This window comes from Paenirhizobium cremeum, assembly GCF_047553425.1.
Classification (GTDB): Bacteria; Pseudomonadota; Alphaproteobacteria; order Rhizobiales; family Rhizobiaceae; genus Allorhizobium; species Allorhizobium cremeum.
The window spans coordinates 2,157,908-2,184,789 of sequence record NZ_CP180217.1; the positions used below are offsets into that span (position 1 = coordinate 2,157,908).

The 26,882-nt window shown below is 62.6% G+C and carries 22 protein-coding genes; 19 read left to right on the forward strand and 3 right to left on the reverse strand.

Translation table 11 applies throughout. From position 1 onward, the window contains the following. The first annotated feature begins 76 nt into the window (after positions 1–76). From ACLBKR_RS10725 to ACLBKR_RS10745, 5 genes are all read left to right on the forward strand, one after another. Positions 77–1,171 carry an ABC transporter ATP-binding protein gene (locus ACLBKR_RS10725; protein ID WP_113447250.1) on the forward strand — a complete coding sequence of 365 codons (1,095 nt, stop codon included), beginning with the start codon at positions 77–79 and terminating at the stop codon, positions 1,169–1,171. 46 nt (positions 1,172–1,217) lie between these two features. Continuing rightward, on the forward strand, positions 1,218–2,378 hold the full coding sequence (locus ACLBKR_RS10730) for a spermidine/putrescine ABC transporter substrate-binding protein (protein ID WP_113447249.1): 1,161 nt from the start codon (positions 1,218–1,220) through the stop codon (positions 2,376–2,378). 108 nt (positions 2,379–2,486) lie between these two features. Beyond that, the gene (locus tag ACLBKR_RS10735; protein WP_113447248.1) at positions 2,487–3,350 is read left to right on the forward strand and encodes an ABC transporter permease; all 864 of its coding nucleotides are present in this window, start codon (positions 2,487–2,489) and stop codon (positions 3,348–3,350) included. Further along, complete coding sequence (locus ACLBKR_RS10740; protein ID WP_113447247.1) at positions 3,350–4,174, forward strand: ABC transporter permease; 825 nt, start codon at positions 3,350–3,352, stop codon at positions 4,172–4,174. The genes ACLBKR_RS10735 and ACLBKR_RS10740 overlap by 1 nt, the downstream gene beginning before the upstream one ends. 5 nt (positions 4,175–4,179) lie before the next feature. Continuing rightward, positions 4,180–4,941 carry an SDR family oxidoreductase gene (locus ACLBKR_RS10745; RefSeq protein ID WP_113447246.1) on the forward strand — a complete coding sequence of 254 codons (762 nt, stop codon included), beginning with the start codon at positions 4,180–4,182 and terminating at the stop codon, positions 4,939–4,941. Between the two features lie 10 nt (positions 4,942–4,951). On the opposite strand, the gene ACLBKR_RS10750 is transcribed toward ACLBKR_RS10745, so the two are convergent. Further along, positions 4,952–5,935 carry a GlxA family transcriptional regulator gene (locus ACLBKR_RS10750; RefSeq protein ID WP_113439092.1) on the reverse strand — a complete coding sequence of 328 codons (984 nt, stop codon included), beginning with the start codon at positions 5,933–5,935 and terminating at the stop codon, positions 4,952–4,954. A 123-nt stretch (positions 5,936–6,058) separates the two neighbouring features. On the opposite strand from ACLBKR_RS10750, the gene ACLBKR_RS10755 reads away from it, so the two are divergent. From ACLBKR_RS10755 to ACLBKR_RS10800, 10 genes are all read left to right on the forward strand, one after another. Then, positions 6,059–6,973, forward strand: coding sequence for a 3-keto-5-aminohexanoate cleavage protein (locus tag ACLBKR_RS10755; RefSeq protein ID WP_113339099.1), 915 nt, complete (start codon positions 6,059–6,061; stop codon positions 6,971–6,973). A 38-nt stretch (positions 6,974–7,011) separates the two neighbouring features. Then, the gene (locus tag ACLBKR_RS10760; protein ID WP_113486928.1) at positions 7,012–8,502 is read left to right on the forward strand and encodes a carnitine 3-dehydrogenase; all 1,491 of its coding nucleotides are present in this window, start codon (positions 7,012–7,014) and stop codon (positions 8,500–8,502) included. Between the two features lie 87 nt (positions 8,503–8,589). Next, the gene (locus ACLBKR_RS10765) at positions 8,590–9,750 is read left to right on the forward strand and encodes an acyl-CoA dehydrogenase family protein (RefSeq protein WP_113439094.1); all 1,161 of its coding nucleotides are present in this window, start codon (positions 8,590–8,592) and stop codon (positions 9,748–9,750) included. Between the two features lie 37 nt (positions 9,751–9,787). Then, on the forward strand, positions 9,788–11,842 hold the full coding sequence (locus tag ACLBKR_RS10770; RefSeq protein ID WP_414899311.1) for an acetate--CoA ligase family protein: 2,055 nt from the start codon (positions 9,788–9,790) through the stop codon (positions 11,840–11,842). Between the two features lie 4 nt (positions 11,843–11,846). Then, entirely contained in the window at positions 11,847–12,629 is a 783-nt protein-coding gene (locus ACLBKR_RS10775) for a carnitinyl-CoA dehydratase (protein WP_113339103.1), read from the forward strand. 120 nt (positions 12,630–12,749) lie between these two features. After that, the gene (locus tag ACLBKR_RS10780) at positions 12,750–14,339 is read left to right on the forward strand and encodes an ABC transporter substrate-binding protein (RefSeq protein ID WP_113486932.1); all 1,590 of its coding nucleotides are present in this window, start codon (positions 12,750–12,752) and stop codon (positions 14,337–14,339) included. A 108-nt stretch (positions 14,340–14,447) separates the two neighbouring features. After that, positions 14,448–15,452 carry an ABC transporter permease gene (locus ACLBKR_RS10785; protein ID WP_113486934.1) on the forward strand — a complete coding sequence of 335 codons (1,005 nt, stop codon included), beginning with the start codon at positions 14,448–14,450 and terminating at the stop codon, positions 15,450–15,452. Further along, positions 15,449–16,276: an ABC transporter permease gene (locus ACLBKR_RS10790; protein ID WP_113339106.1), complete on the forward strand. Its 828-nt coding sequence runs from the start codon at positions 15,449–15,451 to the stop codon at positions 16,274–16,276. Before ACLBKR_RS10785 ends, ACLBKR_RS10790 begins: the two co-directional genes overlap by 4 nt. Further along, positions 16,269–17,900: an ABC transporter ATP-binding protein gene (locus ACLBKR_RS10795; RefSeq protein ID WP_113486936.1), complete on the forward strand. Its 1,632-nt coding sequence runs from the start codon at positions 16,269–16,271 to the stop codon at positions 17,898–17,900. Before ACLBKR_RS10790 ends, ACLBKR_RS10795 begins: the two co-directional genes overlap by 8 nt. Before the next feature lie 193 nt (positions 17,901–18,093). Then, complete coding sequence (locus ACLBKR_RS10800) at positions 18,094–19,242, forward strand: acyltransferase family protein (RefSeq protein WP_113486938.1); 1,149 nt, start codon at positions 18,094–18,096, stop codon at positions 19,240–19,242. 39 nt (positions 19,243–19,281) lie between these two features. Here the strand turns inward: ACLBKR_RS10800 and ACLBKR_RS10805 are convergent, their stop codons facing one another. Next, entirely contained in the window at positions 19,282–20,070 is a 789-nt protein-coding gene (locus tag ACLBKR_RS10805) for a helix-turn-helix domain-containing protein (RefSeq protein WP_112828244.1), read from the reverse strand. A 137-nt stretch (positions 20,071–20,207) separates the two neighbouring features. Between ACLBKR_RS10805 and ACLBKR_RS10810 the strand changes: the two genes are divergently transcribed. The 3 genes from ACLBKR_RS10810 to ACLBKR_RS10820 are packed head-to-tail and all read left to right on the forward strand — an operon-like array spanning position 20,208 to position 24,924. Continuing rightward, on the forward strand, positions 20,208–21,797 hold the full coding sequence (locus ACLBKR_RS10810) for an ABC transporter substrate-binding protein (protein ID WP_113438707.1): 1,590 nt from the start codon (positions 20,208–20,210) through the stop codon (positions 21,795–21,797). A gap of 23 nt (positions 21,798–21,820) precedes the next feature. Continuing rightward, positions 21,821–23,821 carry a CocE/NonD family hydrolase gene (locus ACLBKR_RS10815; protein WP_414899312.1) on the forward strand — a complete coding sequence of 667 codons (2,001 nt, stop codon included), beginning with the start codon at positions 21,821–21,823 and terminating at the stop codon, positions 23,819–23,821. A 59-nt stretch (positions 23,822–23,880) separates the two neighbouring features. Further along, positions 23,881–24,924: a zinc-dependent alcohol dehydrogenase family protein gene (locus ACLBKR_RS10820; protein ID WP_113439097.1), complete on the forward strand. Its 1,044-nt coding sequence runs from the start codon at positions 23,881–23,883 to the stop codon at positions 24,922–24,924. 59 nt (positions 24,925–24,983) lie between these two features. Here the strand turns inward: ACLBKR_RS10820 and ACLBKR_RS10825 are convergent, their stop codons facing one another. Then, on the reverse strand, positions 24,984–25,418 hold the full coding sequence (locus tag ACLBKR_RS10825) for an ACT domain-containing protein (protein ID WP_113339112.1): 435 nt from the start codon (positions 25,416–25,418) through the stop codon (positions 24,984–24,986). 126 nt (positions 25,419–25,544) lie between these two features. Between ACLBKR_RS10825 and ACLBKR_RS10830 the strand changes: the two genes are divergently transcribed. Continuing rightward, the gene (locus ACLBKR_RS10830; RefSeq protein ID WP_113447241.1) at positions 25,545–26,882 is read left to right on the forward strand and encodes an MFS transporter; all 1,338 of its coding nucleotides are present in this window, start codon (positions 25,545–25,547) and stop codon (positions 26,880–26,882) included.

Here is a 26,882-nt window from a genome sequence, read left to right on the forward strand (position 1 = left end):
TACTCTTCTGCCTAGCGACGGTGGCAAGGCAACGAAGAGTGCCGACATAAAAAACCTCTAGCCGCGGGGAACAGACGTGACGCAAACGTCAGTCAACGACATCGAATTCCGGTCCGTCACCAAGAATTATGGTGCCGTGACCGCAGTGAAGAACATTGAACTCGCAGTTCCGAAGGGTGCGTTTCTGGCGCTCCTCGGGCCATCCGGCTGCGGCAAGACCACTTGCCTCAGGATGATCGGCGGCTTCGAGCAGCCGAGCGAAGGCGAGGTGATGATCGCCGGCACTCCGATGCGTGGCGTGCCGGCCTATCGCCGCCCGGTGAACATGGTGTTCCAGCACTATGCGCTCTTTCCGCATTTCGACGTTGAGAACAACGTCGCCTATGGCCTGAGACAGCTCCGCCCTCGCCTGCCCGCAGCAGAAATCACAAAAAGGGTTGCCTCCGCGCTCGAAATGGTCCGGCTCGGCGGCTTTGCCAAACGACGGATCCATGAACTCTCCGGCGGTCAGCAACAGCGCGTGGCGCTTGCCCGGGCGCTGGTGAACCGTCCCTCGGTCCTCCTGCTCGACGAACCTTTGGCAGCACTCGACAAGAACCTGCGCACTGCCATGCAGATAGAACTGCAGACGATCCAGCGGGAACTCGGCATCACCTTCGTGCTCGTCACCCATGACCAGGAAGAGGCGCTGTCGATGAGCGATCTCGTCTGCGTCATGAATGCCGGCCGGATCGTCCAGCTCGCTCCGCCGCAGGAAGTCTACGACAACCCCGCAGACCTCTTCGTCGCCGGATTCGTCGGCAAGACCAACCGCCTGGAAGGCGAAATCGAGGCACGCGGCACCGATCGCTGCATGGTCCGCCTCGGCAACGGCCTGACGATCACCGCACCGGTGAAACGGGAGCTTTCGACCGGCAAGGCGATCCTGTCCGTGCGCCCCGAGGCAATCGCGCTTTCGACCGCCACGGACGCGACAGCCAACGTCCTGAAAGGTCGTGTGACCAACCGGATCTTCCTCGGATCGAGCGTCGAATATTGCGTGGCTGTGCCCGGCATCGGCGATGTGCTCGTCACCACGGAACGCCAGCCGGCCGAAACCGGCCTGCACGATCCGGGCACGGAGGTCGCGCTCGGCTTCGACCCGCAGACCGTTCACATTTTTTCAGCATGACGCGCATTACAAGAAAACATCACGCAAGAACAAAGGGAACAGCAACATGAGCAGGAAAGAAAAGGATAATTCGCTAATCACGCCCGAACGCTTCATGGATGAGTTCATGCGTCTGAAGCGTGGTTCCGTAACCCGCCGCCACTTCCTCGGCATAACCGGTCTCGGCCTTGCCGCCACGGTCATGGGCGGCGCGATGCGGCCGTTCGGGTCAATGGCGATGGCCGAGGATCTCGGCAAACAGATGTCGATCGCCACATGGCCAAACTATCATGACCCTGCAACCTTCGAGTCCTTCACCGCAGCGACCGGCGTCGCCGTCGAGGTCAACGTCTTCGGCTCCAACGAGGAGATGCTGGCCAAGCTCCAGGCGGGCGCCTCCGGCTGGGATCTGTTCGTGCCGACCAACTACACGATCTCCACTTATGTCCAGCTCGGCCTGATCGACGAACTGGATCTGTCGAAGATACCGAATTTCTCGGCGTCCACCGAGAGCCCGCGCTTCACATCGGAAGGCAAGATCGACGGCAAGACCTTTGCACTGCCAAAGAACTGGGGCACCACCGGTTTTGCGGTCAGCACCGACAAGATCAAGAAGCCCATGGCAACCTGGAAGGACTTCTTCGAGATCGCCATGACCGAGGCGGACGGCCGCGCCATGGTACATGACTACCAGCTCACCACCATCGGCAGCGCCCTGGTCTCGCTTGGCTACTCCTTCAACTCGATCAAGCCGGAGGAACTCGCCAAGGCCGAGGAACTGCTGCTCAAGGTGAAGCCGCATCTCTTCGCGATCAACAGCGATTACCAGCCCGCCATGCGCGCCGGCGATGCCTGGCTGACCATGTGCTGGACCAATGACGGCGCCCAGCTCAATCGCGACATTCCCGATATCGCCTATATCCTCGGCAAGGACGGCGGCGAGATCTGGACCGACTATTACGCGATCCCGAAGGATGCCCCCAACAAGGCGGCCGGCTACGCACTCCTGAATTTCCTGATGGACCCGGCCGTCGCCGTGAAGGAACACGTCGCCAACGGTGCTCCGGCGACCGACAGCCGCGTCATCGACCTGCTGCCGAAGGAAGTCACCTCGAACAGGATCGTCTATCCGGACGAAGCAGCGCTGACGCCGCTCGAATTCGGCGCCGCCGTGACGCTGACCGATCCCGGCCGCGCCGAACTGATGGCGCGGTTCAAATCGGCCTGAATATGAAGCCGGGCGGTTCATCGCCGCCCGCTTCCCATCCCCCGCCGATACAAGGCGGACCACGGCGGGGGTCTTCCGTTCAAACTCCTTCAGGATCGATTTCGACCCATGGCCAGTCTCGACACAAGGAAAAGGCTTGTGACCGCGGCGCTGATCGCGCCGGCGGCCCTGTGGCTGTTCTTCTTCCTGGTGCTGCCCTTCATCGCCATGATGGTCTTCTCCTTCGGCGAACGCGGCGCGGCCGGCGGCTACCAGCCAGGCTTCACGCTGGAGCACTACGCCAATCTCGGCGCCCGATCGATGGCCTATGTCAACACGCTGACGCTGGCGCCGATCGGCTCCCTGCTCTGCCTGCTAATCGCCTATCCGGCGGCCTATTACCTCGCGGTCAAGGCGAGCCCAAGCCACCGGCTTCTTCTCGTCTCGCTCGTCATCATCCCCTTCTGGACGAGCCTGCTCGTACGCACCTATGCATGGATGTATATCCTCGGCTCGCGCGGCATCCCGAACCTGCTGGATATGATCGGCATCGAGAATGTCCGCATGCTCAACACGCCCGGCGCAGTCCTGCTCGGTATCGTCTACGGCTATCTGCCGCTGATGATTATGCCGATCTATGTCAGCCTCGAAAAACTCGACAGGCGCCTGCTGGAGGCCTCCGCGGATCTTGGCGCCAAGCCGATCTCGACCTTTTTCAGCGTCACCTTGCCGCTCTCCCTGCCCGGCGTCATGACCGGCGTGGCGCTCGTCACCATCCTGCTGCTCGGCGAATACCTGATCCCGCAGCTTCTCGGCGGCGGCAAGGTCTTCTTCCTCGGCAATGCGCTGGTCGACCTCTTCCTGCAATCGCGCAACTGGCCCTTTGGCTCTGCGATTGCCGTCACCCTCGTGCTCATCGTCGTCATCGTCCTGATGATCGCCATGCGGATTGCCTGGCGTGTCTCGGGTACAAGGCAAGTGGATCTCGTCTGATGCGCGCCTTCATCACCAGCGTCTACCTGTTCCTGTATGCGCCGATCGCGCTCGTCGTCCTGTTCTCGTTCAATGCCGGCCGCAATGCGTCCGAGTTCATCGGCTTCTCGACGCAATGGTACGCCAGGGCGCTCAGCAATACCTTCCTGATGAACGCCCTGTGGAACAGCCTTGTCATCGGCCTGGCCAGCGCCCTCCTCGCTGCTCTCTTCGGCACCATGGCTGCGCTTGCGATGGAACGCATGTCTCCGCGCATGCGGGCGATCTTCGATGGCCTGTTTTCCGCGGCCATCGTCGTTCCGGGGGTCGTCATCGGCATCGCGACGCTCGTCGCGCTGGTCGAAGTCTTCAATTTCGTCAATCCGGTGCTGACGGCGATCTGGCCGGGGGAAGCCGCGCCGAAACTCGGGCTCGGCTATGGCTCCGTGATCGCCGCCCACGGCCTATTCAGCATGGCGCTTGTGACCATGATCGTCAAAGCGCGCATCGCCAGCCTCGGCCGCGATATCGTGGAAGCCTCGAGCGATCTCTACGCCACGCCGTTCACCACCTTCCGCTCCATCGTCCTGCCGCAGATCCTGCCTTCCATCGTGGCCGGGTTCCTGCTCGCCTTCACCTTCTCCTTCGACGATTTCATCATCGCGTTCTTCGTCGCGGGCTCGAAGACCACGCTGCCAATGTATGTCTTCGCCTCGATCCGCCGCGGCATCACGCCGGAAATCAACGCCGTCGCATCCATGGTGCTCGCCGCCTCGCTCATGATGATCGTCGGCGCACGCAGCCTGATGCGCGAGCGCAAGCCCGCGTCTTCGGAAACGGAGTAAATCCCATGATCCTCAAGGACCGCGTCGCCATCGTCACCGGCGCCGGCTCGGGCATCGGCCACGCTTCGGCCGCGATCATCGCCCGCGAGGGCGCCCATGTCGTCGTCGCCGATCGGAACGCCGACGCCGCGCAATCCGCCGTCGCGGACATCGAGGCAGCAGGTGGTTCGGCTGAGGCGCTCGTTCTCGACGTCACCGACGATGCCGCCCTTAGCGATGGTTTTGCCAGCGTGCTCGCCCGTCATGGCAGGATCGACATCCTGCACAACCATGCAGGAGCCCAGGTTGAAGGCGATCTGGAAACCGTCTCCGTCGAAGGCTTCGACCGTTCCTGGGACCTGAACGTGCGCGCCCATTTCATGGCCGCCCGCCTCGTCATGCCGGCGATGAAGGCCGCCGGTCGTGGAGCCATCGTCAACACCTCGTCGTCCTCGGGCATCCTCTACGACCGCGAGATGATCGCCTACACGACGTCGAAACACGCGGTTATCGCCATGACCAAACAGATGGCCGGCGACTATGCGAAATACGGCATCCGGGTAAACGCCCTTTGCCCGGGCTGGGTCGACACCCCGTTCAACGATCCCTTCATCCGCCAGATGGGCGGCAGGGAAGAGCTTGAAGCCTATATCCGGAGAAAGGTGCCGCTCGGCCGCTTCGGCAGCACCGACGAGATCGCCGAAGCCGTTCTCTTCCTCGTCTCCGACCGCTCGTCCTACATGACCGGCCAGGTCCTCGTGATCGACGGCGGCGAAACCGTATCCTGAGCGGCCAAGACTATGCGGCCAACCCGCTGCCCGGCCGCAACCGCCGGCGGGTGTCGGAAGCGCTTTCGCGGAAATGCGCCCGGTAGCTACGGGCAAAGGCCGAAGCCGAATTGAAACCGGTCAGCGCCGCGATATCGGCAAAGGCAAGCCGCGTCTCTATCACCTTGCGCCGCGCCGCATTGAGCCTGAGAGCCAGATAATGCACATGCGGCGGCGCGCCGATCGTCTCCCGAAACAGGGATTGCAGGTAACGGTCGCTGACCCCGACGCGCCGGGCTAGCCGCGCCAGCGTCAGCGGCTGCTCGATATGCTCCTCCATCAACCGCATGGCATGGCTGACCCTCGGATCGGCCAGCCGCACGCTGCCGGTCGACGGCATCGCCGCAGCGTCGCCCGGCGTACCGCCCTGCTCGTAGATGAACTGCCGCGACACCTCCAACGCCATGGAATAGCCGTGACGGCGACGGATCAGCTCCAGCATCAGGTCGAGCGTCGGCAGAGAACCGCCGGTGGTGATACGTTTTCCATCGATCACATAGCGCTCCCGAACGGTGCGCACCTGCGGATAGGAGGAGGAAAACTCCTCGTAATCCTCCCAGTGCGAGGTTGCCGAGAAGCCGTCGAGCAGCGCCGTTTCGGCCAGCAGCCATGTACCGGATTCGATCCCGGCGACGACACTCCGATGGCGGGCGGACTTTGCCAGCAGGGTTTTCAGCGCGGAGGTCGCATAACGCCGCCAGTTGTGGCTCGACAGCACGAAGAGCGGGGTTGTCTCGTTCTCCGGCCGGAAGACCGCGTCGACCGGCACGGGAATGCGGCTCTTCGTCTCGATCGCCAGCCCGTCCGGGCTCATGATACGCCAGCGGTAAAGGTCAAGACCGCTGACCCGGTTGGCAACACGCAACGGCTCGATCACCGAGGCGACGAGGATGAGGTTGGTTTCCGGAACGACAAGAATGTCGAGTTCAGTCGTCTGGATCGGGTCTTCCGCCATGCAAGGATCTTTTGAAAGAGCATCGGATCGGTTCCGATACTGTATAGAATTGATCCGTTCATGCAAAGCACGTTCCTCAAAACTGGCCCGTAATAGCCCTAACAAGAGAGGGAGAACCTGACCGTGCCACTAGCCATGAATCGCGACGTCTTCATCACCTGTGCCGTTACCGGCGCCGGCGACACCACTTCCAGATCGAAGCACGTACCGATTACCCCCCAGCAGATCGCCGAAAGCGCCATCGATGCGGCAAAGGCAGGCGCTGCCGTCGTCCACTGCCACGTCCGCGAGCCGGAAACGGGTGCAGCAAGCCGCCGCAACGAACTCTACAGGGAAGTCACCGACCGCATTCGCGCCGCCGATGTCGACGTGGTCCTCAACCTCACCGCCGGCATGGGCGGCGATCTGATTTTCGGCGATGTCGAAAGCCCCCTTCCCTTGAACCCCAAGGGCACCGACATGGCCGGCGCCAGCGAGCGCGTCTCCCATGTCGCCGAATGCCTGCCGGAAATCTGCACGCTCGACTGCGGCACGATGAACTTCAACCTCGGCGACTACGTGATGACCAACACGCCGTCGATGCTGCGCGCCATGGCGAAGCTGATGACGGACCTCGGCGTTCGCCCCGAGATCGAGGCCTTCGACACCGGCCACCTCTGGTTCGCCAAGCAGCTCGCCGAAGAAGGCCTGATCGAGGACCCGGTCCTGATCCAGCTCTGCATGGGTATTCCCTGGGGCGCGCCCGATGACCTCAACACCTTCATGGCGATGGTCAACAACGTGCCCTCGCACTGGACCTTCTCGGCCTTCTCCATCGGCCGCAACGCCATGGCCTATCCGGCAGCCGCCGTGCTCGCCGGCGGCAATGTCCGCGTCGGCCTCGAGGACAACCTCTATGTCGGCAAGGGCCAGCTCGCCACCAACGCCCAGCTCGTCGAAAAGGCCGTGCAGGTCATCGAAGGCATGGGCGCCCGCGTCATCGGCCCGGCCGAGGTGCGCGAAAAGCTGAAGCTGGTGAAGCGCGCGCCGCGCAGCTGATCCGGAACAGGCAACCGAGAGATACAGGGAATTTCTGCATGACCAAGATCAACAAGGCCGCCTGTGTCGGCGGCGGCGTCATCGGCGGGGCCTGGGCCGCCCGCTTCCTGCTCGCGGGCATAGACGTCTCGATGTACGACCCGCATCCGGAGGCGACCCGCATCGTCGGCGAAGTGCTGGCCAATGCCGAGCGCGCCTATGGCATGCTGACCATGGCGCCGCTGCCGCCGCGCGGCACGCTTTCCTTCGCCAAAAGCATTGAGGAAGCCGTGCAAGACGCTGACTGGATTCAGGAAAGCGTACCGGAACGGCTGGAGCTGAAGCGCGGCGTCCTGACCCAGATCGACGCGGCCGCAAGCCCGTCCGCCCTGATCGGCTCCTCCACTTCCGGACTGATGCCGACCGATCTCCAGCGCGATATGAAGCATCCCGAACGCTTCTTCGTCGCCCATCCCTATAACCCCGTCTATCTTTTGCCGCTGGTCGAACTCGTCGGCGGCCAGAAGACCTCGAAGGAAACCATCACGAAAGCCAAGGAACTTGCCGCCACCATCGGCATGGAAGGCGTGGTCATTGCCAAGGAGATAGAGGCCTTCGTCGGCGACCGCCTGCTCGAAGCCCTGTGGCGCGAAGCGCTCTGGCTGATTCAGGACGACATCTGCGATACCGAAACCCTCGACAACGTCATCCGTTATTCGTTCGGCATGCGCTGGGCGCAGATGGGCCTGTTCGAGACCTACCGCATCGCCGGCGGCGAGGCTGGCATGCGCCACTTCCTCGCCCAGTTCGGCCCCTGCCTCCAGTGGCCCTGGACCAAGTTCACCGATGTCGTCGATCTCGACGACGCGCTGGTCGACAAGATCGGCAGCCAGTCGGACGCGCAATCCGGCGCCTATGGCATCCGCGAACTCGAACGCATCCGCGACGAAAACCTCGTCGGCATCATGCAGGCGCTAAAGGGCGGAAACGGCGGCAAGGGCTGGGGCGCCGGTAAGCTGCTGGCCGATTTCGAAAGCCGCCTCTGGGCCAATGCCGGCAAGCTCCCGGTCGATACCGGCGCCGCAAAGCCGCTCCGCCTTCTCGACGTCAAGGTCAACCCGTCCTGGGCCGACTATAACGGCCACATGACCGAATTCCGCTACCTTCAAGTCTTCGGCGACACCTCGGACGCACTGCTCAGGTTGATCGGCGTGGATGACGCTTACGTGAAGGACGGCCACAGCTACTACACGGTGGAGACACACATTCGCCATCTCGGCGAAGCCAAGGTCAACGAAGCGCTCTACTCCACCTGCCAGGTTCTTTCCGTGGATGAAAAACGCATCCACGTCTTCCACACGATCCACCGCGCTGCGGACGACGAAACAATCGCCACCGCCGAGCAGATGCTGCTTCATGTCGACGCAAAAGCCGGCAAGGCGGCACCCGCTCCGGAAAGTGTGCTTTCGAAGGTGAAGGCAATCGCCGAGGCCCATGCCACCCTCCCGAAGCCGGAAGCGGCGGGACGGCATGTGGGGCAGAAGAAATGAAGTCAGACCTTGCCATTTCCGCCGGTCCTGCAGGCCGGCGGGAGTGGCAAAACGGCACGTCACTAATGGAGAATTGGGGGGAAGTGCATGAATTTCGGGCTGACCGAAGAACAGGAAATGATCGTCAGGACGGTGCGGGATTTCGTCGAGACGGAAATCTACCCGCATGAGGACGAAGTAGAGCGAACCGGCATTGTGCCGCCGGAACTCGGGCAGGACATTGCCCGCAAATGCAAGGAAATCGGCTTCTTCGGCTGCAATTTCCCGGAAGAGGTCGGCGGTGCCGGCCTCGATCACACGACATTCACGCTGGTCGAGCGCGAACTCGGCCGCGGATCGATGGCGCTGACGGTATTTTTCGGACGGCCCTCCGGCATCCTCATGGCCTGCAACGACGAGCAGAAGGAAAGATATCTGCTTCCGGCCGTTCGCGGCGACAAGTTCGACGCCCTCGCCATGACCGAGCCGGATGCCGGCTCCGACGTCCGGGGCATGAAGTGTTTCGCGCGACCTGACGGCAACGACTGGATCGTCAACGGCACCAAGCATTTCATCAGCCATGCCAACATCGCCGACTTCGTCATCGTCTTCATCGCCACCGGCGAGGAACAGACCCCACGCGGCCCGAAGAAGCTCATCACCTGTTTTCTCGTCGACCGGGGCACGCCCGGCTTCGAGATCCGGGAGGGCTACAACTCCGTCTCCCATCGCGGCTACAAGAACTGCATCCTGACCTTCGACGAATGCCGCCTGCCGAAGAGCCAGATCCTTGGAGAGCTGCACAAGGGCTTCGACATCGCCAACGACTGGCTCTATGCGACCCGCCTGACGGTTGCGGCAACCTCGGTCGGTCGGGCGCGGCGAGCCTTCGACTATGCGCTTTCCTACGCCGCCGAACGCAAGCAGTTCGGCAAGCCGATCGGCACCAATCAGGGCGTGTCGTTCAAGCTCGCCGACATGATTACCGAGATCGACGCCGCCGACCTCCTGACGCTCTCGGCGGCATGGCGGCTCGATCAGGGCCTGCCCTCCAACCGCGAGATCGCCTCAGCCAAGGTCTTCGCCACGGAGATGCTCGCCCGCGTCACCGATGAGGCAATCCAGATCTATGGCGGCATGGGCCTGATGGACGACCTGCCGCTCGCCCGCTTCTGGCGCGATGCCCGGGTCGAACGCATCTGGGACGGCACCTCGGAAATCCAGCGGCACATCATCAGCCGCGAACTGCTTAGACCGTTGGGAGCGTAAGGATGAAACCGATCGCTCCCGTGGAGAACGTTAGCCCATGATCCGTCCCCTCGACCGCCTGATCCGTCCGAAATCGATCGCAGTCTATGGCGGCAAGGAGGCGCGCCGGGTCATCGAGCAATGCGACAAGATGGGTTTCGCCGGCGAGATCTGGCCGGTTCATCCGAAGCTCGACGAGATCTTCGGCCGCAAATGCTATCGCGGCACGGCCGACCTCCCCGCACCGCCGGACGCATCCTTCGTCGGCGTCAACCGGGCGCTGACCATCGACATCATCCGCGAACTGTCCGCCATCGGCGCGGGCGGCGCTGTCTGTTACGCCTCAGGTTTTCGTGAGGCAATGAGCGAATTGTCTGATGGCGGCGACCTGCAGGAAGCGCTCGTGGCCGCCGCCGGCGACATGCCGATCATCGGTCCCAACTGCTATGGCCTCATCAACATGCTGGACGGCGCCCTTCTCTGGCCGGACCAGCACGGCATGGTCCGCGCGACGAAAGGCGTCGCCATCCTCACGCAGTCGTCCAACATAGCCTGCAACATCTCCATGCAGACCCGCGGACTGCCGCTCGCCTATCTGATGACGGCCGGAAACCAGGCTCAGACAGGCCTTTCCGGCCTCGCCTGCGCCGTGCTTGAAGACCCGCGCGTTACCGCCGTCGGACTCCATATCGAAGGCTTCGACGACATCCGCACCCTTGAGCGGCTGGCGCTGCGGGCCCGCGAGCTGAAGAAACCCGTCATTGCGCTGAAGGTCGGCAAGTCCGAAGCGGCGCGGAAGGCGACCGTCTCGCACACGGCATCCCTCGCCGGCAACGACGCCGTCTCGGGCGCGGTTCTGGAGCGTCTCGGCATCGGCCGGGTCCACAGCCTGCCGGCCATGCTGGAAACGCTGAAGCTGCTGCATCTCTACGGACCGCTCGAAAATAGCGATATCTCCTCCATGAGCTGCTCCGGTGGCGAGGCCTCGCTGATGTCGGATGCCGCGGTCGGCCGGAACATCCACTATCGTGACCTGAAGCCCGAGCAACTGGGTCCCCTCCGTGAAAGCCTGGGCGAAATGGTGACGCTCGCCAATCCGCTCGATTATCACACCTTCGTCTGGGGCAATCTGGAGCGCCAGACCGCAGCCTTCACCGCAACGATGTCCGGTGGCTACACGATGAACCTCGTCGTACTCGATTTCCCACGCGGCGACCGTTGCGATTCCAGCGACTGGATGACGACGGTCGATGCCGTCGTGGCCGCCGCCCGCGCGACAGGCGCGCGCGCAGGTGTCGTCGCAAGCCTTGGCGAGAATATGCCGGAAAACATCGCGCTCGGCCTGATGGAAGAAAAGGTGGTGCCCTTCTCTGGTATCGACGAGGCGCTGACCGCAGTAGAAACGGCAGCCGCAATCGGTTCCGCCTGGGCAAAGCCGACGCCCGCCCCTCTGATAGATGCTGCCATCGTTGACAGCAAAGCCGTAATGCTCTTCGAGGATCAGGCCAAGGCAGAGCTTGCAGCTTTTGGCGTCCCCATCCCGAAAGGTCAGGTCGTTCGGACACCGGACGAGGCAGCAAAGGCAGCCGGCGAGATCGGCTTCCCGGTCGTGCTCAAGGGTCTCGGCGTTGCTCACAAGACCGAATCCGGCGCGGTTCGTCTCGACCTGCACGATGCTGTTTCTGTGCGTGAAGCCGCGGCGCAAATGGATTCCGTCGCAACCGGTTTTCTCATTGAGGAAATGGCGCCAAAGCCGGTTGCCGAAATCATTATCGGCGCGATGCACGATCCCGTCGCCGGCCCGGTGCTGACGATTGGCGCGGGCGGAATTCTCGTTGAACTGCTCGAGGATAGCGCCATCCTGACACTGCCGACGACGTCGGATGCCATCAGTGAAACGATCGGACGCCTTAAGGTTTCGAAATTGCTGGACGGCTACCGCGGTGGACGGGCCGGCGACAAGGATGCATTGATACAAACCGTCGCAGCCGTGGCACATTATGTCGCAACCAATGCGACGAAAGTCGAAGAAGTCGACGTTAATCCCGTGATGGTGCTGCCGCATGGCATGGGCGTCGTCGCCGTGGACGCCCTGATCCGGAAGAGGAATTGACTGCATGACCGACCCCATCCGCACCAGACGCGAAGGCGGCATCCTCGAAGTCACCATCGACCGCCCCAAGGCCAATGCCATAGACCTGAAGACCAGCCGCATCATGGGCGAGGTTTTCCGCGATTTTCGCGACGATCCGGAGCTGCGCGTCGCCATCGTGACCGCCGCCGGAGAGAAGTTCTTCTGCGCCGGCTGGGATCTCAAAGCCGCCGCCGCCGGCGATGCTGTCGACGGAGACTATGGCATCGGCGGTTTCGGCGGCATGCAGGAACTGCGCGACCTCAACAAGCCGATCATCGCCGCGATCAACGGCATATGCTGCGGCGGCGGTTTCGAGATCGCCTTGTCGACCGATCTTATCCTCGCGGCGGAACACGCGACCTTCGCGCTTCCCGAAATCCGCTCGGGCACCGTGGCGGACGCCGCCTCGATCAAGCTGCCGAAGCGCATCCCTTATCACATCGCCATGGACATGCTGCTGACGGGCCGCTGGCTCGATGCGCAGGAAGGCCATCGCTGGGGCTTCGTCAACGAAATCCTTCCCGCCGACAAGCTGATGGAGCGAGCCTGGGAACTCGCCCGTCTGCTCGAAAGCGGCCCGCCGCTGGTCTATGCGGCGATCAAGGAAATCGTCCGCGATGCCGAGGGCAAGGACTTTCCGACCGCGATGAACAAGATCACCAAGCGGCAATATCGCACGGTCGATATTCTCTATTCGAGCGAGGATCAGCTCGAAGGCGCCCGCGCCTTCGCGGAAAAGCGCGATCCCCTGTGGAAAGGACGATAGAAAGATCGAGGGAGGCCTTCGGAGACCCGGCCTGATGCCAAGGCATCGAAACGGTCCCCGCATCACGGAACAAAAACAACATGCCGGATGCGCCCAACCAACCAGAGAAGGAACAGGCTAATGAACGATTATACGAAATACCTCGCAGGTCGTGTCACATCCGCCGGCATAAACCGTCGTGAATTCATGGGGCGGGCCATGGCAGCAGGCTTGACGCTTACCGCAGCAAGCAGCCTTTTCGCCGCCAGCGCCGAAGCCCAGGAACCCAAGAAGGGCGGTCACCTGAAGCTCGGCCTTGAAGGCGGCTCCGCCACCGACAGCAAGGACCCGGCAAAATTCCTGTCCCAGTTCATGTTCTGCGTCGGCCGTTGCTGGGGCGACATGCTGGTCGAAAGCGACCCGCTGACCGGTGCTGCCGTCCCGGCCCTTGCCGAGAGCTGGGAGCCCTCCGCAGACGCCGCCACCTGGACCTTCAAGATCCGCAAGGGCGTGCAGTTCCACGACGGCAAGGAACTGACGGTCGACGACGTCGTCGCCACGCTCAAGCGCCACACCGACGAGAAGTCGGAATCCGGCGCGCTTGGCGTGATGAAGTCGATCAAGGAAATCAAGAAGGACGGCGACAATCTCGTTCTCGTGCTCACCGAGGGCAATGCGGACATGCCGCTGCTCCTCACCGACTACCACCTCGTCATCCAGCCGAATGGCGGCAATGACGATCCGCTGGCCTCGATCGGCACCGGCCCCTACAAGCTGACGAGCTTCGAGGCCGGCGTTCGCGCGACCTTCGAAAAGAACCCGAACGACTGGCGTTCCGACCGCGGCTATGTCGACTCGATCGAGATCATCGGCATGAACGATGCCACCGCCCGCATCGCGGCGCTGTCGTCAGGTCAGGTTCACTACATCAACCGCGTCGATCCGAAGACGGTGGCGCTCCTGAAGCGCGCCCCGAATGTCGAGATCCTCAACACCTCCGGTCGCGGCCACTACGTCTTCATCATGCACTGCAACACCGCGCCGTTCGACAATAACGACCTGCGGCTTGCGCTGAAATACGCCATGGACCGCGAGACGATGGTGGAAAAGATCCTCGGCGGCTACGGCAAGGTCGGCAACGACTTCCCGATCAACAACACCTATGCCCTCTTCCCCGAAGGCATCGAGCAGCGCGCCTACGATCCCGACAAGGCGGCTTTCCACTTCAAGAAGTCGGGTCATTCCGGCTCGGTGCTGTTGCGCACCTCGGAAGTCGCGTTCCCCGGCGCCGTCGATGCGGCGGTCCTCTACCAGCAGAGCGCCAAGAAGGCCGGCATCGACATCGAAGTGAAGCGCGAACCGGGCGACGGATACTGGTCGAACGTCTGGAACGTCCAACCCTTCTCCACCTCCTACTGGGGCGGTCGCCCGACCCAGGACCAGATGTATTCCACCGCCTATCTTTCGACGGCGGACTGGAACGACACCCGCTTCCTGCGTCCGGACTTCGACAAGCTCTTGCTGCAGGCCCGCTCGGAACTCGACGAGACCAAGCGCAAGGAAATGTATCGTGAGATGGCGATGATGGTCCGCGACGAAGGCGGCCTGATCCTGCCGATGTTCAACGACTTCGTGAACGCGGCAAGCACGAAGGTGAAGGGCTACGTCCACGATATCGGCAACGACATGTCGAACGGCTACGTCGCCACCCGCGTCTGGCTCGAAAGTTGACGAAAATGAGGCGGGGCCGCATGATGCGCCCCTGACATTTCACGGGGATCCGCACGCCGACAGGACTGCGGGTCCCGCTCGATTTTTCATAAAGCCATACCGGAGCCCATGACCCAGTTGCCTGACGCCGGTTCGCCGTCACTCAGATTTCGCGAACGATATCCGCTGGTTGCGCTGATCCTTCAGCGCCTCCTCCTCAGTCTCGGCCTGCTGATCGCCGTATCCATGTTGATCTATGGCGGTGTCGAAGCGCTGCCGGGCGATTTCGCGACGACCTATCTCGGCCAGTCGGCCACGCCGCAGGCCGTTGCCAACATCCGTTCGGAACTCGGCCTCGACCGTCCCATCGTCGCCCGCTATTTCGAGTGGCTCGGCAACGCTTTGCATGGCGATTTCGGTACCTCATGGGCAAGCCGCAATTCCGTGACGGAGCAGATCGGCAAACGCTTGGGCAATTCGCTGGCGCTTGCGGGACTGGCGGCGGCGATATCCGTGCCGCTGGCCGTCGGGCTCGGCATGCTGGCGGTTCATTTTCGCAACCGGTTGCCGGACCGCATCATCAACATCGTCTCGCTGGCGGCCATCTCGCTTCCCGAATTCTTCATCGGCTACCTGCTGATCCTGTTCTTCGCCATCAACTTCGGCATCGCGACCTTTCCCGCGACCGTGCATGACGGCATGACCATATCCGAACGGCTGCAGGCCATGGCGCTGCCGACGGCAACGCTGGTTCTCGTCGTTCTCGCCCACATGATGCGCATGACCCGCGCCGCGATCCTGTCGGTCATGTCTTCGGCCTATATGGAAACCGCGGAAATCAAGGGCCTTTCCGCCTTCCGCGCCATCGTAAGACATGCAGCGCCCAACGCGCTCGCCCCGATCGTGAACGTCGTGGCGCTCAACCTCGCCTATCTCGTGGTCGGCGTGGTCGTGGTCGAGGTGGTCTTCGTCTATCCCGGCATGGGCCAGTACATGGTTGACGCCGTGACCGTCCGCGACATGCCCGTCGTGCAGGCCTGCGGCCTGATCTTCGCCGCCGTCTACATCTTCCTGAACATGCTGGCCGATATCATCGCGATCATCGCCAATCCGAGACTGAGGCATCCCCGATGAGGCTGAGAGATATCCCTGTTAGCGCCTGGGTCGGCATTCTCGGCATCCTCACGGCTTTCGTCTGTGCCATCTTCGCGCCCTATATCGCCCCGTTCGGCGAACGCGACATTGTCGGCGGCGTATGGGAACCGATGGGCGGTGCCTATCTGCTCGGCACCGACAATCTCGGCCGCGACCTCCTGTCCCGCATGATCTATGGCGCCCGCACGACACTGTTCGTGGCGCTTGCCGCAACCGTCCTGTCCTTCTCGCTCGGCATCTTCCTGAGCTTTACGGCGGCGGTCTCGCGCGGCCTGATTGATCAGACGCTGTCGCGCTTCAACGACCTGATGATGTCGATCCCGACGCTGATCTTCGCACTGGTCGTTCTGGCCGTCCTGCCGCAGAACCTTTTTGTCCTGATCCTCGTCATGGCGGTCCTCGACTCGACCCGCGTCTACCGCCTCGGCCGCGCCGTGGCGCTCGATGTCGCGGTGATGGAATTCGTGGAAGCGGCAAGACTTCGCGGCGAAGGCACGCTCTGGATCATCTTCCGGGAAATCCTGCCCAACACGCTTTCGCCGCTTCTGGCCGAATTCGGCCTGCGCTTCGCCTTCTCCATCCTGTTCCTCTCCACCCTCTCCTTCCTCGGCCTTGGCATCCAGCCGCCGGCCGCCGACTGGGGCGGCATGGTGAAGGACAACAAGGACGGCATCATTTTCGGCATTTCCGCAGCCCTCGTGCCGGGCTCGGCCATTGCCGCCCTTGCCGTCTGCGTCAACCTGGTGGTCGACTGGCTGCTGAAACGAACCTCCAGCCTGAAGGGAGGCCGCGGCGATGCCTGAACTTCTTTCCGTCCGCAATCTCAAGATCGAAGCCACCAGCTATCCGCCGGGCGAGCCGCCGAAGAACGTCACCATCGTCGAAGGCGTCTCGTTCGACCTGCAAAAGGGCAAGGTTCTCGGCCTGATCGGCGAGTCCGGCGCCGGCAAGTCCACCATCGGCCTGTCGGCACTCGCCTATGGCCGCGGCGGCGTGCGCATCACCGGCGGCGAAGTGCTGCTGGATGGCGAAAACATCCTGGCGCTCGACAAGCGCGGCATCCGCAAGGTGCGCGGCGCCCGCGTCTGTTATGTGGCGCAGTCCGCCGCCGCCGCCTTCAACCCGGCCCACAAGCTCGGCGACCAGGTGATCGAGGCAACGCTCACCCACGGGCTGATGACCGTCGAGGAAGCCCGCGCCCGCGCCGTCTACCTCTTCGGGGTGCTCGGCCTGCCGGACCCGAAACACTTCGGCGACCGCTATCCGCATCAGGTATCCGGCGGCCAGTTGCAGCGCGCCATGACGGCCATGGCGCTCTGCCCGAACCCCGAACTGATCGTCTTCGACGAGCCGACCACGGCTCTTGACGTCACCACCCAGATCGATGTCCTTGCCGCGATCAAGCACGCTATCGAAGAAACCCACACAGCAGCGCTCTATATCACCCACGATCTCGCAGTGGTCGCCCAGATCTCCGACGATATCATGGTCCTGCGCCACGGAAAGACTGTCGAATACGGTTCGACGCAGCAGATCATCGAGGAGCCCCGGCAGGACTATACTCGCGCCCTGGTCAATGTCCGACAGGCAAGGAAGGACGAGGCCGCCGATCAGTCGAGCGCGCTGCTGAAGGTCGAGAACGTTACGGCCGGCTATCCGAATGGCTTCAGGGTCCTGCACGACGTTTCACTGCACCTGCCGAAGGGCCAGACACTGGCCGTCGTCGGCGAGAGCGGATCGGGCAAGTCGACGCTCGCCCGCGTCATCACCGGCCTCCTGCCTCCGCTCCAGGGCAGTATCAGCTTCGACGGACGCCAACTGCCGCCAGCGCTCTCCGGCCGCGCACGCGACGACCTGCGCCGCATCCAGCTTATCTATCAGATGGCCGACACGGCGATGAACCCGCGCCAGACCGTTCGCGACATCATCGGCCGTCCGCTGACTTTCTACTATGGCCTCCATGGAGCGGCGAAGACGGCCCGGGTCAAGGAACTGCTGGAACAGATCGAAATGGGCTCCGGCTTCGTCGATCGCTTCCCCGCGGAGCTTTCAGGCGGCCAGAAGCAGCGCGTGGCGATTGCCCGGGCGCTTGCGGCAAAGCCCGAACTTCTGCTCTGCGACGAGCCGACCTCGGCGCTTGATCCGCTGGTCGCGGAGGGTATCCTGAAGCTCCTGATGCGCCTGCAAGAGGAAACCAAGCTTTCCTACGTGTTCATCACCCATGACATCGCCATCGTCCGCGCCATCGCCGACAGCGTCGCCGTGATGCATCGAGGCCGGCTGGTGCGCTTCGGCCCCAAATCGAAGGTGCTGGAGCCTCCTTTCGACGATTATACGGACCTGCTGCTGAAATCCGTCCCCGAAATGGAAATCGGCTGGCTGGAAAAGGCCTTGGCGACCCGGAAGATGGCAAGCGCCGGAAATTGAAGCGTATGCCGCCCGGCCTCCATCCGGCAGGGCGAGAAGAACGCCCGAGCGACTTCACTTAGCTGTCGCAGAAAATACTTGTTGCAATGCGGCAACGCTTTGGAATACTATACAATTAGTAGTAATAATTGCATACACTCTTATCTATTTATTTGCGCGGCAACGCGTTCATTTTGCCGGAGCATCGATCGAAATGATGCGGTTTACCTCACTCGACTCCCTTCGGGGAATTGCGGCTCTGACGGTCGTTCTTCACCATATCTTCCTCACTTTTCCGCAGGCGATCGTACCGATCGATCTTTCCAGCCTGTCGGTCTGGCTGGACCCGGTCACGTATCTGCGATATTCGCCGCTGCGCACCATCGTCGGCGGAAGGCCCGCCGTTATTCTTTTCTTCGCCTTGAGCGGCTTCGTGCTGGCCCTGCCCTTTGCCGCCGGTCGAAGCACGCCTTATCCGAGCTATCTGGTGAAGCGCTTCTGCCGGATTTATATCCCCTTCGCCGCCTCCATCGCCTTTGCCGCTGTGCTCGCATCGCTGTCGCCGGCAGGGCCGATCCAGGGCCTCAGCGACTGGTTCAACATGAAATCCTGGACAGAACCGGTCACCATCAGGCTCATCCTCAGCCACCTTCTGATGCTCGGCACGCAATCCACCATGGACCTCAACAACGTCATGTGGAGCCTGGTGCACGAAATGCGGATTTCGCTGTTCTTTCCCCTGATCGCACTTTTCCTCCTCCGCGCCCGGCGGATCGCATTGCCGGTCTTTTTCATTGTCTGGCTTCTCGCCAGCGCGATCATCATGCTGTTCAGGCCGGACCCGCTGACACGGTCGCTGCTTGATACGGCCATCTATACGCTGTTCTTCGCCCTCGGCGCGCAGATGGCGATCGACCGCACACGAATTACGGACATCGTGTCGACCCTTAGCCGTCCCGCATTGTGGAGCGGCCTGGCGCTTGCGTTCACCCTTTTCGCAGTGCCGCCCGGCCTGCCGGGAGCGGAGCTTCTATACGGACTGGCCTCCGTCATGGTCATCGCCGCAGCCCTTGGAAACAACGGTTTTCGCACAGCGCTGGAACACGACGGATGCCAGTGGCTTGGCCGGATTTCCTACAGCCTCTACCTGTTCCATCTTCCCATCCTGCTGTTCCTGTTCCGCTGGTTCTACGGCGAAATTCACCCCGCGCTGATTATCGCGGCAGCGATTGCGATAATCGTGCCGGTCGCTGCATTGGCCTACAAAAGCGTGGAGGTCCCCTCCATGGCGCTTGGTCGTCGCCTCGGCGCCGCTTTGGCTCCAGAAACCGGCAAGGTCAGGCAATCGAGCGGGGTTTCCTGAAACCGGGCGCCGAAACCTTCGGCATCGGTACCATCCGTCTCAATATTCCGTCGGCACGGTCAGGATCTCCGCCGACGGATCTTCGAGAAACGCTCGAACCGTCGGCGGCAAATGCCGCGACGCAAGCGGCAGAACACCGCAGCGCGACAGCACCTGACGAATGTCCGGCTCCCGTCCGATATAGCGCCAGATCATCCGCGACGCATAAGGCAGGTTTTCCTTTCGCCAGGACACTCCCATCGTCGTGCCGCGCAGGTAGACCCGCTGATGCGCTTCGAACGGCATCAGGATCGTTTGCGAAAGCATTGTGTTACGGCCGATATTGCGCTCGGTAATGAAGATGCGGTTCCGCCAGAAGGCCGCCAGCCCGACATATTTCGAAAATTGCAGGATCTCCCGCTCGGCATCGCGTATGCGCTCCACCGAGCGAACGCGGATCAACCCGTCCTCCTCGTAAAGCCTGCTGTAGGAGCAGACCACCAGCCCCGGCCAAGAGAGCGACAGGTGATACGTCTGATAATATCCGACATGCCGTCTTAGCGCTGCGATATCGCCCGGGAACCCCTGGAAAACATCGGCGACGCCCTCCGCTCCCCCGAGTGAAGGCCTATGAAGCTTCTGCCCGAAGGAGTGCTCCGGGAGCTGAAAATCGGCCGGCGTCAGGCCGAAGAACGTGGCGATCCGCGCCAGATTATGGGCAGACGGCTTCGCCTCGCCATTGATGTAGCGATTGAATTGCTGACGGTTGATCCCGATCTCCCGGCAGACCTGCGAGATCGAGTGCCGCGTTGCGCAGGCCGTCCTGAGGTTTTCGACAAAGGCATCCATTTTCGATTCCATGCGCTATTTCAGCACGGAATAGATAGCGTAAACCAGCATAAAAGAGCGTCAGATAGCGAAATTGCGCGCCGCATTTGCCGCGATACGGTCAGCCCCGGATTTTGAAACAAATAGGGTAACCGACCATGTCCGAATTCACCAGAAACACCAACGGCCTTATCCTGCCGATGAGCGTCAACCGCCGCGCTTTCCTCGGCGGCACGGCAGCCCTTGGCGGCCTTGCAGCCCTCGGCGGCGGCCTTCTTCCCCAATCCGCGCGGGCACAGGAAGCCAAACGCGGCGGCCATCTCAAGCTCGGCCTCAAGGGCGGCGCGACCAGCGACGTTCTCGATCCCGCCAGCTACAGCGCCTCGGTTCTCTTTGTGATCGGCCGTCTCTGGGGTGATACCCTCGTCGAGTCGGATCCGAAGACCGGCGCGCCGCTGCCCGCGCTTGCCACCTCCTGGGAGCCTTCCGCCGACGCCTCCGTCTGGACCTTCAAGATCCGCAGCGACGTTGCTTTCCATGACGGCAGCAAGATGACTGTCTCCGACATCGTCGCCACACTGAAGCGCCATTCCGACGCAAATTCCAAGTCCGGCGCACTCGGCCTGCTCTCCTCCATCACCGCGATCGAGGAAAAAGCCGGCGATCTCGTCCTGACGCTCAAGGAAGGCAATGCCGACCTGCCGCTGATGCTGACGGACTACCATCTGATTATCCAGCCCAAGGGTGGCGTAGAAAACCCGGCCGCCGCCATCGGCACCGGTCCCTATGTGCTGAAGAGTTTCGAGCCAGGCGTCCGCGCAACCTTCGAGAAGAACGCAAGCGACTGGCGCTCCGACCGCGGTTATGTCGAGAGCGTCGAAATCATCGTCATGAACGATGCAACCGCCCGTATCGCCGCTCTGTCCTCGGGTCAGGTCCATTTCATCAATACCGTCGATCCGAAGACCGTGCCGCTCCTGAAGCGTGCGCCGAAGGTCGAGATCGTGCGCAGCTCGGGCAAGGGCTTCTACAGCTTCCTGATGCATTGCGACACGGCACCTTTCGACAATAACGACCTGCGTCTCGCCCTGAAATACGCCGTCGACCGTCAGGCGATCCTCGATCAGGTTCTCGGCGGCTTCGGCACGCTCGGCAACGATTATCCAGTGAACGGCAACTACGCTCTGGCCCCGGAAAACATCGAGCAGCGCATGTACGACCCGGACAAGGCAGCCTTCCACTTCAAGAAGTCCGGCCTCGACCGCCCGGTCCTGCTGCGCACGTCCGATGCGGCCTTCCCCGGTGCCGTGGATGCGGCAATCCTCTTCCAGGAAAGCGCCAAGAAGGCGGGCATCGAGATCGAGGTAAAGCGTGAGCCGGAAGACGGCTACTGGACGAATGTCTGGAACGCGCAGCCCTTCTGCGCATCCTACTGGGGCGGCCGTCCGACGCAGGATTCCCGCTACTCCACCTCCTATCTCTCGACGGCGGAATGGAACGACACCCGTTTCAAGCGCGAGGATTTCGACAAGATGCTGCTCGAGGCTCGCTCCGAGCTCGACGACACCAAGCGCAAGGCACTCTACCACAGCATGGCGCTGATGGTTCGCGACGAAGGCGGCCTCATCCTGCCGGTGTTCAACGACTACATCATGGCGTCTTCCAACACGCTCAAGGGCTTCGTCGATGATATCGGCAATGACATGTCGAACGGCTATATAGGTAGCCGCGTCTGGTTCGACGCTTGAAAACGCAGGATAGGAAGCCCATCATGTCAGGCACACGCCCCTTCCAAGTCATCGAGAACCAGTGGATCGTCCTGAAGGACGGCACACGTCTTGCCGCCCGCATCTGGATGCCGGACGGGGCGGAAGCCGATCCCGTGCCGGCGGTTTTCGAATTCCTGCCCTACCGCAAGCGCGACGGAACCTGCCTGCGCGACGAGTCGACCTATCCGTCCTTCGCGGAGGCCGGCATTGCCGGCGTCCGCGTCGACATCCGCGGCTCCGGTGAATCGGATGGCGTCATCGACGGCGAATACACTCCGCTCGAACTCGCCAACGCCTGCGAACTCATCGCCTGGATCGCCGAACAGCCGTGGTCGAACGGCTCGGTCGGCATGATGGGCATCTCCTGGGGCGGCTTCAACTGCCTGCAGGTGGCGGCGATGCGGCCGCCTGCCCTGAAGGCGGTCATTTCGATCGCGTCCACCACCGATCGCTACAACGACGATATCCACTACAAGGACGGTTGCCATCTCTCGGCCCAGCTTTCCTGGGCAGCAACCATGCAGGGCTACCAGTCCCGCTCCCCGGACCCGGCGCTCGTGGGCAACCGCTGGAAGGAAATGTGGCTCGAACGGCTGGAAAACGAACCCTTCTTCATGGAGGAATGGCTCTCGCACCAGCGCCGTGACGATTTCTGGAAACACGGCTCGATCTGCGAAGACTTTTCCGCTTTCCAGGTGCCCGCGCTGGTGATTGCCGGCTGGGCCGACGGCTATCGCAACACGCCGCTCAAGGCCGTGGAAGGTTTGGGCGGCAAGGCCAAGGCGTTGATCGGCCCCTGGGTCCATAAATATCCGCATTTCGCCTGGCCGAAGCCGCGCGCCGATTTTCTCGGCGAGGCAATCCGCTGGTGGAACCGCTGGCTGCGTGACGAAGCGAACGGTATCGAGGATACGCCGCAGGTGCGAGCCTACATCATGGACGGCATCCGCCCCGCCCCGCGCCGCGACGTCGACCCCGGCCGCTGGATTGCCAAGGCTGCATGGAGCGAGCCGGAATACCAGTCCTTCGCGGTCGATACCCACGGAGCGCTCGTCACCGGCAAGCCGGCGGGCACGGCTGCAACCGACGTCTTCCTGAAATCGCCGCTCGATACCGGCACAGCCTCGGGCGAATGGTTCACCCTGAAGCCGGATGCCGAACTGGCGCTCGACCAGCGCGGCGATGACGCCGGCTCCCTCTGCTTCGAGACCGCGCCGCTCACGCAGGATGTCGATTATCTCGGCCGCCCTTTCGTCACGCTGGAAGTGGCCTGCGATGCGGACTGGGCGAACCTGATTGCCCGCGTCGTCGATGTCCATCCCGACGGCACCGCCTATCGCGTCTCCTTCGGCGTTCTCAATCTGGCGCATCGTGAGAGCAATGCCGAGCCGAAGGCCATGCCGCATGGCAGGAAGGTCAAGGTAACCGTCACGCTCGACGCCTGCGGTTACCGTTTCCGGACGGGCCACAGAATCCGCCTTGCGCTTTCGACCGCCTACTGGCCGATGGTTCTGCCGGCGCCCTTCGATCCCGGCCTCACCATCGATACGGCAAGCCTTTCGCTCTCCCTTCCCCTCCTTGGTGCGCATGACGAAATCGCGGTGAAGGAGCCGGACAATCCGGACCCTCTGCCGACTTACATCACCCATGAACCGGGTGAGACCCAGCGGCAGGTACTGCGCGATCTCTCCGGCAACAGCACGACCTACTACATTCTGGAGGATACAGGACTTTCAGAACATCCCGACACCGGCCTTTCAACCCGCCAGATCCGCGAGGAAGCCTGGTCGATCACCCCAGGCGATCCGCTGTCCATGGCGGGAACCTCGACCTGGACCTGCGATATGGTCCGTCCCGGCTGGACGGTTCGCTCCGTCGCGACCACCACTATGACCTGCACCGAGACCGAATGGGTGATCGGGGCGCACGTCACGGCCCACGAAGGCGAGACCCTTGCCTTCGAGCGACACTTCGAGCGTCGTATCGCACGTGATTTCATGTGATCGGCGTGCTTTGATAGCCCGCCGCCGAAATGTCGGCGGCGAGTCTGAAGGAGAGTGTCATGAAGGCGATGTTCTACGAGCGTTTTGGCGAAGCCCCGGAAGTGATCGAGGTTCCGGACCCTTCACCGCCGCCTGCGGGGGTCGTCCTCCGGATCACGGCGACGGGCCTTTGCCGCAGCGACTGGCACGGCTGGATGGGACACGATCCGGATATCGGACTGCCGCATGTTCCCGGCCATGAATTTGCCGGTGTGGTCGAGGCCGTTGGCCCGGAGGTGAAACGCTTCAAGGTCGGCGACCGCGTGACCGTTCCGTTTGTCTCCGGTTGCGGCCATTGCTTCGAATGCAAATCGGGCAACAGCCAGGTCTGCGAGGAGCAGTTCCAGCCCGGCTTCACCCATTGGGGCAGCTATGCGGAATTCATGGCGCTCGACTACGCAGACCACAATCTCGTGAAGCTTCCCGACGCGATCGACGATGCGACGGCGGCAAGCCTCGGCTGCCGCTTCGCAACCTCGTTCCGTGCGGTCGTCGATCAGGGACGCCTCAAGGGCGGCGAGTGGCTGGCCGTGCACGGCTGCGGCGGCGTCGGCCTTTCCGCCATCATGATCGGCAAGGCGCTCGGCGCCAACGTCGTTGCCGTCGATATCTCCGAAGAAAAACTGGCGCTCGCCCGCTCGCTTGGCGCGTCCGTGGCGATCAATTCAACGCGCGAGACGGACGTCGCCGTTGCCGTGCGCGACGCAACCGGCGGCGGCGTTCACGTTTCCATCGATGCGCTGGGCCACCCTTCGACATGCTGCAACTCGATCGTCAACCTGCGCCGGCGCGGCCGCCACGTACAGGTCGGACTGATGCTCGCCGACCACGCCACACCGCAACTGCCGATGGACCGGGTCATCGCCCATGAACTGGAAATCTACGGTAGTCACGGCATGCAATCCTGGCGCTATGACGCCATGCTCGCGATGATCGGAGCCGGCACACTGAAGCCCCAGCAACTTATCGGGCGCCACATATCCCTGACGGAGGCCGTTCCAGCCCTCATGGCGATGGACCGTTTCGCCGAAAGCGGCATCACCATCATCGACCGTTTCGAGTAGAAACGCCGTCCGCAGCGCGCCGCCGGCGCGCGCTCGCAAACATGTCGGGAAAAGCCGCCTTACGAAAACATCCGCGTCTCGTTCCGCCTGCTTCCGGCACTGAGTTCCTGCAGCAGGCGCAATGCCTTCTCGGCATCGGCAGCCGGCACGAAGATGTGGTCGTGATGAAAGGCCGCGACCACATTCGCGGCAATACCGTTGCGCGCCAGTTCGCCGGAGACTGCGGCGGTCAGGCCGACGGCTTCCAGAGATGAATGCACGTCGAGCGTGATCTGTCGCATCGGCATTGCCTCGCCCAGTCCGTGAGCCCTGGCCTTGTCGTCGGAGAGGATCAGCGTCAGCCCCTCTTTCTCCCGGAAGGTTCCGAGCGGATCGAGCAAGCCAAGGTCCAGGCCATGCCCCGGCGCCAGATGAATGAAGACGAAGAAGCCGGGCGCAAGCCGCGGCTCCATCTCCGCCAGCAGTCGCGCCGGATCGACGATGCCGCTACTCATCTGCGCTTCCCGTATTCTCAAGGCATTCGAAGCCGATTCGCCGATGAAATGACTTGCAATGCCATCCGCTTTGCCGCATTCCCGGCCCGGCGCACCGGACGCGCCGTATTTCAGGATGCCTCCCATATGACCTCCCTCCCCTTGACGCATACCGCTTCCCGCCCCCTCGACGGCCGCGACTACAAGACGCTTGGCCTCTCCGCACTCGGTGGCGCTCTCGAATTTTATGATTTCATCATCTTCGTCTTCTTTGCAACGGTGATCGGCAAGCTGTTCTTTCCCGAGGGCATGCCGGACTGGCTGGTTCTGATCCAGACCTTCGGCATCTTCGCCGCCGGTTATCTGGTTCGCCCGCTCGGAGGCATCGTTCTCGCTCATTTCGGGGACCGTTTCGGCCGCAAGCGCGTTTTCGCCTTCTCCATCCTGCTGATGGCGCTCTCGACGCTCGGCATGGCGCTCATGCCGACCTATGAAAGCATAGGCGTGGCCGCACCCGTTCTGCTCATCGTCCTGCGCATGCTGCAGGGTGCGGCAATCGGCGGCGAGGTTCCCGGAGCCTGGACCTTCGTGGCCGAGCACGTGCCTGCCCGCCGCACCGGTCTGGCCTGCGGCATCCTGACATCAGGTCTGTCGCTCGGTATCCTTCTGGGATCGATGATCGCCACGCTGATAAACACCGTTTTCCTCCCCGATGAAGTGGCGTCCTATGCCTGGCGCATCCCCTTCCTGCTTGGCGGCATCTTCGGCCTGATCGCGGTCTATCTTCGCCGCTGGCTCGAGGAGACGCCCGTCTTCGCCGAAATGAAGCGCAGCAACGCGCTCTCGGCCGGCCTGCCGCTCAAGGCCGTGCTGCGCGATCATCCGCGCGCGGTCATCATCTCGGCTCTGCTGACCTGGGTTCTGTCCGCCGCAATCGTCGTCACCACGCTGATGACGGCGACCTTCCTGCAGAAGCTCTACGGCTACACCGCCCGCGAGGCCCTGGCTGCGACCTCTTTCGGAACGCTCTTCCTGATGATCGGCGTGGTCGCCGCTGGAGCCATCATCGACCGTATCGGCAGCGGACTTTTCTTCACCTTCGGCAGCATCTTCTTTGCTGCCGCAACCTTCGCCTTCTACACCTACGCCGCAACCTCGCTCGAAGTCCTCTTCGCGCTCTATGCCGTCATGGGCCTTGCGGTCGGCATGGTCGGCGCGGTGCCCTACGTGATGGTGCGCGCCTTCCCGGCTCCGGTCCGCTTTTCCGGCCTGTCGTTTTCCTACAACATCTCCTACTCCGTCTTCGGCGGCCTGACGCCGATCGCGGTCACCACCATGCTCGCCGTCAACCCCATGGCGCACGCCTGGTATCTGCTGTTCGTGGCGGCTCTTGCCTTCGCCATAGGCATCTATCTCCTCGTCCACAGCGACAAGGTCGAGGCGCACGGCGCAGAACAGAAAACGCCTCTCCGCGCTGCAGCCTGA